Origin of the sequence: Rhodomicrobium udaipurense JA643 (assembly GCF_000636015.1) — a bacterium.
GTDB classification, from domain to species: domain Bacteria; phylum Pseudomonadota; class Alphaproteobacteria; order Rhizobiales; family Rhodomicrobiaceae; genus Rhodomicrobium; species Rhodomicrobium udaipurense.
Genome location: NZ_JFZJ01000214.1, coordinates 1 through 2282, shown reverse-complemented (window position 1 = coordinate 2282; position 2282 = coordinate 1). Strand labels below are relative to the sequence as shown.

Genomic DNA, 2282 nt, shown 5'->3' with positions numbered 1-2282 from the left:
CCGCAACCGGCCCGCCTTCCGCTCGCGCTGGGAGATCCTTGAGGCTACCGGCCGCCAGCGGCGCGGGAGGCGGCACCGAAGCCGAACTCCAGAAGCTCGGCATCTTGATCGAGCCGATTGCCGACGCCGCATCCTTCGCCCAACCAACTGCGGTTCTCAAGCCGTCGACCAGCGCAGTCACAGCCGACGCTACAAGATTGACACCTTTTGCAACCGTACCCCCAAACAACTCCCCAAGCTCCCGCCACGACGGAAGATTGAGCGAAAGCCCGGCATCGGACAGCGATTGCTTCAGATCGGCCCACGCCTGATTTAACTCAGGTGACGGCTTGATATTGTCCCAAAAGCCAGTCTGGAAGCCGCCTGCAAATTCCGTCGCGGCCTGTTTGATCCCCTCCCATCCCGCCTTGACGCTATCCCAGTTGTAATAAGCCAGTGCGCCGAGACCGGCCACGACGAGCGCGAGAGGATTTACAAGGATCGCCAGCGCAGCCGCCGCGCCGGAAAGCGCCATGCCAAGCGGCACAAGCGCCGCTGCCGCCATCACGGCATAGGTGCCGAAGCGCAGCAATTCTGGGCTCGATTTACTGATCTCGCGAACAGAATCTGCCAGGCGCGTGAACACCTTCGCGGCATCTTCGAAGACGCCACTTTCGCCGAGCGCAACGAAGAAGCCTTCGATCGATGACATGAGCGAGTAGAACGGGCCGACGATGCCTTTCAGCATGATCTGCGCGCCTTTCGCCGCGTAGCCAGCGGCCTCGTTAAAGACACCGTCGATCATAGCCTTGACGTCGCCAGCGGACAGCGTCATGACGCGCGCGCCCTGCCTCACGTCGAACAAATTTGCAATGGCGCTGGCTATTCCGGGGCCAGCTTTATCAGACACCGCCTTGATGAAACCGATCAAGTCAACCTTCGAACCAGCCACATTGAGGGAGTCCGTCAAGTTCTCAGCAAGCTTGTCCTTGTCCACGATTGACGTAGAACCAAGACCCTCGCTGATGATCTTTGTCAGCTCGGCGACCATTCTCGGTTGCGATGCTTTGAGACCGGGATCCTGCAACGCTTTCGCGATCTTGTCGGCCACAGGCGTCGCGTCAACGCCATCCGCCATGAGCCCGCCGATAATATCCTTGGATGTTACCTCTCTGCCGGTCTTCACAAAATCGCTCAAGCTGATGTTGAGCCGCGCCAGCATCGCCATCATGCCCTTGGTCGGCTTGACCATGCGCACCATGGCCGAACGCAGCGCAACACCTGCTTCCGAGCCCTTGATGCCGTTGTTCGCCATAATCATCGAAGCACCGGCAAGCTCCTCGATGGACATCCCCAGAGCCGTGGCGAACGGCGCGGCATATTTGAACGTCTCGCCCATAAGGCGAACGTCGGTGTTGGACTTGTTCGCTGCATAGGTAATAACGTCAGACACCTTCCGCATCGATGCCATGGCTTGCTCGACGGTCGACATCGGCATGCGGAACTGATTGAGCGCATTGATGGCGATCTCGCCCGCCGCTTTCGGCTCGATGTCGCCGAACACGGCAAGGTCCATCGTCGGGCCAAGCGCGCCCATGGCAGCCTTCATGTCGAGACCGCCGCGCAATAGCTCGTTCATCGTCTGGGCGAGCTTCGTGAGCGTCTGCGGATATTGGCTGTTCAGAAGCTTCAGATACTCTTCAGCATCCTTCCTCTGGGACGCAGTGAGTTCACCCAAAGCTTCCATCGTGTTCATGGCCTTCTCGAACTCGAAAGCCTTGAAGAACCCGAAGCCACCCGCTACTGCTACGGGCGCGACCGCGGCCGACATGCGGCTTGACGCTTCCGCCATCGACTTAGCCTGCGCACCGATCTGCTTGCCGATGGCCACAACGCCGACGCTGCGGTTGAGCGCAGCCGTCGCCTGCCCGATGCCACGCAGCGCTTGCGTGGCGGCCCGCGCAGGGCCGCTCACACCGTCGATCATCCTGATGATGAGGGATGCGGAAAGATTTGCCATGCGCGGGCTCCATCGGTCAAAGGCGGGGGTTGGATTTATGGACGCGGGCCGCCTCGGCGTGCCAGGCGAGCAGCTCGGCGAAATCCATCCCGAGGATCTCGCCGAGCGGGATGTTCAGAACGTGTGCTACGTCTGCGGCGTAGGCTCGCCAGTGGCGGGCGTGGCCCGCGGCATAAAACCCGCGACAGCCTCCGAAAGCTTCATGAAATCCGCCGCATCCATATCTTCGACGGCGTCGACCGGCAGGCCGGTCACGACGGCAGCGAGGGCTATACCAGCGGCG

At 61.0% G+C, this 2282-nt stretch carries 2 protein-coding genes; both read right to left on the bottom strand.

Going from position 1 to position 2282, the window contains the following annotated elements:
- Positions 1–1999, bottom strand: a 1999-nt coding sequence (locus T281_RS16890; RefSeq protein ID WP_052037623.1) for a phage tail tape measure protein, incomplete at its 3' end; no start/stop codon positions are given.
- 126 nt (positions 2000–2125) lie between these two features.
- The gene (locus T281_RS19960) at positions 2126–2272 is read right to left on the bottom strand and encodes a phage tail assembly protein (RefSeq protein ID WP_420834884.1); all 147 of its coding nucleotides are present in this window, start codon (positions 2270–2272) and stop codon (positions 2126–2128) included.
- Positions 2273–2282 lie beyond the last annotated feature (10 nt).